The 5,818-nt window shown below is 46.0% G+C and carries 5 protein-coding genes and 1 pseudogene; 3 read left to right on the top strand and 3 right to left on the bottom strand.

Going from position 1 to position 5,818, the window contains the following annotated elements; genetic code table 11:
* Positions 1-83 (bottom strand): helix-turn-helix domain-containing protein (locus tag H6F44_RS22055; RefSeq protein ID WP_190350305.1); only part of this gene is annotated, 83 nt, incomplete at its 3' end.
* Positions 84-526: 443 nt separating this feature from the next.
* On the opposite strand from H6F44_RS22055, the gene H6F44_RS22050 reads away from it, so the two are divergent.
* On the top strand, positions 527-1,273 hold the full coding sequence (locus tag H6F44_RS22050) for an SIMPL domain-containing protein (RefSeq protein WP_190353235.1): 747 nt from the start codon (positions 527-529) through the stop codon (positions 1,271-1,273).
* 112 nt (positions 1,274-1,385) lie between these two features.
* Here the strand turns inward: H6F44_RS22050 and H6F44_RS22045 are convergent.
* Positions 1,386-1,604 (bottom strand): annotated as a pseudogene (locus H6F44_RS22045) (DUF29 domain-containing protein); the annotation flags it as partial.
* 228 nt (positions 1,605-1,832) lie between these two features.
* Between H6F44_RS22045 and thrS the strand changes: the two are divergent.
* A complete protein-coding gene (gene thrS / locus H6F44_RS22040) occupies positions 1,833-3,668 on the top strand; it encodes a threonine--tRNA ligase (RefSeq protein WP_190353233.1) in 1,836 nt (611 codons plus the stop codon).
* A 214-nt stretch (positions 3,669-3,882) separates the two neighbouring features.
* Here thrS and H6F44_RS22035 read toward each other — a convergent pair whose 3' ends face one another.
* On the bottom strand, positions 3,883-4,035 hold the full coding sequence (locus H6F44_RS22035) for a chlorophyll A-B binding protein (RefSeq protein WP_190353232.1): 153 nt from the start codon (positions 4,033-4,035) through the stop codon (positions 3,883-3,885).
* Between the two features lie 282 nt (positions 4,036-4,317).
* Here H6F44_RS22035 and H6F44_RS22030 point away from each other — a divergent pair, with 282 nt between their 5' ends.
* A complete protein-coding gene (locus tag H6F44_RS22030) occupies positions 4,318-5,565 on the top strand; it encodes a methionine gamma-lyase family protein (protein WP_190353231.1) in 1,248 nt (415 codons plus the stop codon).
* Positions 5,566-5,818: the final 253 nt, after the last annotated feature.

Here is a 5,818-nt window from a genome sequence, read left to right as displayed (position 1 = left end):
CGAGCGCAACCCATCGTCCTCCTGAGCATGCTTTCTTGCGCCTGAGTTGGATAGAATCGGTACTTGAAAGCTTTTTGAGTCATACTTACATTATACTACTTATTTTGTAAGATATCTAACTAATATAAAGCCGCACTAGAACGGCGGGGGTTTAAACCCATTTTTCTGATAAAGGGGTTTGTCAGTCAATCAGCCTGAAACCAGAATCGGTTCTACCCTTGTAAAAGGACAGGACAGACTGTTAAGTTTTTAGTTGACTTATGCCTAGCTAATTATCCTATATCTAAATTTAAAACCAGGTGCTGGCATCCCATAATAGCTAGCTGATGACAAGTCGTAAAGTGATTGACTGAAAATCTGCCCCAAAAGCCCAAGACAGGTTTAAGACTGAGGTCTTTACTTCTAGTAAGCAATCAGATCCTCAAATCAGAGTCATGGTTACAAATAATGTAACCAGAGAATTTCCCTTGAAGGCTTACTGTACTATAGCTGAAGTTCAAATTATGATTTCTAATCTGCAAAAACTATGCGTTCATTTTCTGCTATTGCCTTAACGATCGCCCTTGCTATGCCCACAATGGCGGCGATCGCCTATCCTCTGCAAGCGCAAGAAGCCACATCTCAAATGTCATCTGGCAAAAGCCAAAATGGGAAGAACGAGCGATTTTTAACCGTGACAGGTCGCGGCGAAAGAGCGGTCAAAACCACCAAAGCCAGAATTCAATTGGGAATAAATGTGGAAGCGAAAACGGCGATCGCGGTGCAGGCAGAAGTGGCTCGTAAAGCCAATAGTCTGGTGGCGAAATTGCAACAATTAAATGTGGAACAGTTACAAACCAGTAGCCTGCAACTGAATCCCAAATATGTGTATGAAAATAATCGCCAAACCCAAACGGGTTTTATCGGACAGACTAGCGTGAGCTTTGTAGTCGCAATTCCCCAAGCGGGAGCAACTATTGATGCGGCGGTGAATGCTGGCGCAAATCAGGTTGATCAAATTAGCTTCATTGCCACTGATGTGGAGCTAAATGCGGCGAAACAATTGGCTTTGCAAGATGCGGTCAAAGATGCCCAGGCGCAAGGAAATTCGGTATTGTCAGTCCTTGGATTTAATGCCAAGTCCATTGATAGCATTGTCATCGGTGAGTCAGCGATCGCCTATCCAGTGCCTCAACCCCGCGAGGCATTTTTAGCCAAAGCCGATGCCTCAACGCCAATTTTGGGCGGTGAACAAAAGGTCAATGCTGCTGTCACTTTGAAAATTAGTTATTAAGTGCAAAGCAAGGCAACCACCTCCAATTTCAAGGTTATCGTAGGGGGCACAGCCCCCCGTGCCATTCCCCTACGACAACACAGCAAAACAACCATCAAATACCATCAAATACCATCAAATAATTTTTAAGACTTGGAGACTGTTCTAAGCGCCGTCTAATTTGCTTGCGCTGTTCTCTAATAGTTCTTTCCCAACCATTGTAATCGTTCGCCAGAGGGACATATAATCGCTTCAAAATATGTGATAGCAGTACATCCAAGCGACTCTCTAGCTCATCCCGATAAGAACGCCTCAAATCCTCAATCTCCTCTATTAAATCATCAATATCTATCACTCATTATCGTGCATAGGACGATTATAGCGATCGCTTTTGATGGGGTGAGGTTTTAGGCGATCGCGGGTTGTTGGGATTTTTTGGGTTTAAGACTGAGCCAGCCAATACATTAATTTGCTGCTGCAATTATTTAGTCAGCAAAAAAGTTAAGATGGTAAACTCAAGGTAAATCTTTGGTAAATCTTGTAAATTCTTGTAAATTAGTAAAGGTCACGACATCAAGTTATGGATGCAGTTGCAGTAAAGCCCAGCGAAAGCAATTCTAGCGATATTAAACCTAGTGAGATCCTGCGGCAAGCCGACACCGAAAAACTAGCGCGGATTCGTCACACTTGTTCCCATGTGATGGCAATGGCAGTTCAGAAATTATACCCCGATGCTAAGGTGACAATCGGTCCTGCGACTGAAAATGGCTTTTATTACGACTTCGATCGCAAGGAAGCATTTACGCCCAGTGACTTGAAGGCGATCGCTAAAGAAATGAAACGGATCATCAAGTGGAACCAACCCCTTGTGCGTCAAGAGTTGCCGCGCTCTGAGATGCTGGCGGAAATCGAAAAGCTGAATGAGCCTTACAAAATTGAGCTACTCGCCGCCATTCCTGAAGGGCAGCATATTAGCCGCTATTTCATCGGCGATCCTGAAAAATTGGAAAAGCAACCTTGGTGGGATCTTTGTGCAGGTCCTCACCTTGGCAGTACTGGCGATATTCACCCCGATGCCTTTGCCCTAGAGAGCATTGCGGGAGCCTATTGGCGCGGTGACGAAAAAAATCCGATGCTGCAACGCATTTACGGTACGGCTTGGGAAACTCCTGAGCAGCTAGCGGCATATCACGCCATGCTCGAAGAAGCAAAGCGCCGCGATCACCGCACCATCGGCAAAGATTTACAACTGTTCAGCATTCAAGAAGATGCTGGCGGCGGTTTGGTATTTTGGCATCCCAAGGGCGCGATTATTCGCAATGCGATCGAGAATTTTTGGAAAGATACTCACTTCCAAAATGGTTATGAGTCAGTCACCACGCCACACATGGCAAACTTAGACCTATGGAAAATTTCAGGACATAATGATTTCTATCGTGAAAGTATGTTTCAGCCGATGGAAGTGGAGCATCAGGTTTATCAGCTTAAACCGATGAACTGTCCCTTCCATGTGTTGATCTATAAAGACACTCTGCATTCTTACAAGGAGTTTCCGATTCGCTATGCCGAGCTGGGTACGGTCTATCGCTATGAGCGATCGGGAACCATGCATGGCTTGATGCGTGTGCGCGGCTTTACCCAAGATGATGCCCATATTTTCTGCACTGAGGCACAGATCGAGCAGGAAATTCTCGGCGTTCTTAATTTAGCAGAATTGATTCTCTCCACCTTTGGCTTTGAGAACTATGAGATCAATCTTTCCACCCGTCCAGAGAAATATGTCGGCTCCGATGAGATTTGGGAAAAGTCTACAGAAGCTCTTAAACAAGCTTTAAACCATAAAGGCTGGAATTATGTAATCGATGAAGGCGGCGGCGCTTTCTATGGACCGAAGATTGATATTAAGATCGAGGATGCGATCGGGCGGCGTTGGCAATGCTCCACGATCCAATTGGACTTCAATTTACCCGATCGCTTCCAAATGGAATATGTGGGTGAGGATGGCGCAAGGCATCAGCCGATCATGATTCACCGCGCTTTATTTGGTTCCGTTGAGCGTTTCATTGGGGTGCTGATCGAAAACTATGCGGGGGACTTTCCCCTCTGGTTAGCGCCTGTACAGATCAAACTCATCGCAGTTTCCGATGCTCAGATGGCATATGCCGAGCAGGTAGCAGCACAGATGAAGGCGCTAGGATTGCGGGTGCAGCTTGACCATAGCGGCGATCGCATGGCGAAGCAAATTCGCAAAGCCGAAATGGAAAAAGTGCCTTTAATGGCAGTGATCGGCGCGAAGGAAGTTGAAGCGAATACTCTGAGCATTCGCAGTCGCAAGCATGGCGAACTAGGCGCAATCCCTGTGGATGAAGTGATTAGCAAAATGCAAAATGCAATTAGAGATCGGACTTGGTTATAAAAAAAGCAAGCCCTAGCTCGCGGACGAGTATAGGGCTTACTTTTTAGATGATCCTGCTATTGCCATCAAGAAATTTGAACTCTCCAAGCTTGGCTTCTCTCTTGGAGACAAGCTTTGTGTCGTTTATTTCTTGAAAACCTGCATACAGCAGAGAATTAAAAATTTGCTAAACAGAGTAACCTTAGAGCGAGGGCTTGCGCTTATTAGCTAAAAATTAAAGGATGCCCCAGAAATGCAACACGCCTTGACCGCTAATCAATTCGATCGCAAGTGCCGATACAAAGCCGATCATTGCTAAGCGTCCATTCCAGTTTTCAGCACCAGATGTGAAACCCCAATTCCATACATTGCGATTATCTTCAGACATGATTAGTATTCCTTGTTAAGTTATTTCCTTACATTGAGAAATGTAACAGAGTTTGTAGATATCCGCAATCTTTCTTCATATTTTCCGCCTTTAGATGGACTATGAAGCGCCCGCTCCTCAAATGAACTACCGATGCAAAATTTGAAAGTACCACTTTGCCGTAACGTCTAATTTCCCTTCAGATCTAGATTTAAGTGCTTGGCGCTGCTGTATCCCTTGCAAAATTCTATGCTGCTCCCTTAGGATGATAGACCCTGCCAAAAATTGATTACCCAAAAATCCATGACTTCTGCCAAAATGTCCTTGCTAGTTGCTGAAGCAGTTGCAACCCTCGCGCCCACCTTTACGAATATTGATCTGCAAGTTAAAAACAATCTGGCTAAAGTATTGCAAGCATTTCGGGATCAGCGTGTTGGCGCACATCACTTTGCCAGTGTGTCGGGATATGGGCATGGAGATATGGGGCGCGATGTGCTAGATGCGGTTTTTGCTCAGGTGATGGGGGCAGAGGCGGCGGCGGTGCGGTTGCAGTTTGTATCGGGAACCCATGCGATCGCCTGTTGTTTGTTTGGCATTTTGCGCCCTCTTGATGAATTGTTGTCAGTCGCAGGCGCACCCTATGACACCCTCGAAGAAGTGATTGGCTATCCCCTCACCTCTGATAGTCAAGGACGTAGTTATGCAGGATCGCTCAAGGACTTTGGCATCACCTATCGGCAAGTGGATCTCACCCCCGCAGGTGGCATCGATTGGACTACCTTGGCACAAGCGATCAAACCACAGACCCGCATGGTCTTAATCCAGAGATCATGTGGCTATGCATGGCGGCAGAGTCTTTCCATTGCCGAAATCGCCCAAATTATTCAAGTTGTAAAGCAGCAAAACCCTGATACAGTCTGTTTTGTGGATAATTGCTATGGTGAATTTGTCAGCGATCGCGAACCGACCGATGTGGGAGCCGATATTATGGCTGGCTCCTTGATCAAGAATCCTGGCGGGACGATCGCCACCGCAGGCGGCTATGTGGCAGGTAAGGCGACATATGTGGAACTGGCGGCACAGAGGCTGACGGCTCCAGGGATTGGGCGGGAAGGGGGCGCAACCTTCGATCTCAATCGCTTACTATTTCAAGGTTTATTTCTTGCGCCGCAAATGGTGGGAGAAGCGATCAAAAGTAGCCATCTCGCTGCCTATGTCTTTGATAAATTGGGCTACAAAGTGAAACCTCTGCCCTTTGCCCCGCGCTATGACATTATTCAGGCAATTCAGCTAGGCGATCGCCAAAAATTAATTGAATTTTGTCGCAATCTACAAAGGTTTTCGCCCATCGACTCCTATGTTGACCCTGTGCCAGGGGAGATGCCTGGTTATGCCAGTCAATTGGTGATGGCGGGTGGCACTTTTATCGATGGCAGTACCCTTGAGCTATCTGCCGATGGACCATTGCGAGAGCCATATAACTTATTTTTGCAAGGGGGAACCCATTGGACACATTTAGCGATCGCCCTTGAGAATTTTCAATTGTTTTAAGGCAGTTTACATATCCCTAAGCATCAAATAAATAGACATATAAAACCAAGAAGCGTTGCGGCGTGAAACGCCTCTTTTTTGATTGATACCTTGATGGCAGGCAGAATTACAATTATTTCCCTAATGCTCTGCTCCTTTTTGGTGATTACTCTCTGAGGGGGTGACAAAGACATCTAAAACGTAGCCGTGACAAGCTGCATAGCCCTCTTACCTCGTTGATAGTAGGTTAACTTATTGGGAGCTAGTTTCAATA

Origin of the sequence: Pseudanabaena cinerea FACHB-1277, assembly GCF_014696345.1 — a bacterium.
Classification (GTDB): domain Bacteria; phylum Cyanobacteriota; class Cyanobacteriia; order Pseudanabaenales; family Pseudanabaenaceae; genus Pseudanabaena; species Pseudanabaena cinerea.
This window is presented reverse-complemented; position numbering and strand designations above follow the sequence as displayed.

Bases quoted from the DNA above. Each gene is read 5' to 3' on its own strand.
- H6F44_RS22050 (WP_190353235.1), top strand. From the start codon at position 527: ATGCGTTCATTTTCTGCTATTGCCTTAACGATCGCCCTTGCTATGCCC.
- thrS (WP_190353233.1), top strand. From the start codon at position 1,833: ATGGATGCAGTTGCAGTAAAGCCCAGCGAAAGCAATTCTAGCGATATT.
- H6F44_RS22035 (WP_190353232.1), bottom strand. From the start codon at position 4,035: ATGTCTGAAGATAATCGCAATGTATGGAATTGGGGTTTCACATCTGGT.
- H6F44_RS22030 (WP_190353231.1), top strand. From the start codon at position 4,318: ATGACTTCTGCCAAAATGTCCTTGCTAGTTGCTGAAGCAGTTGCAACC.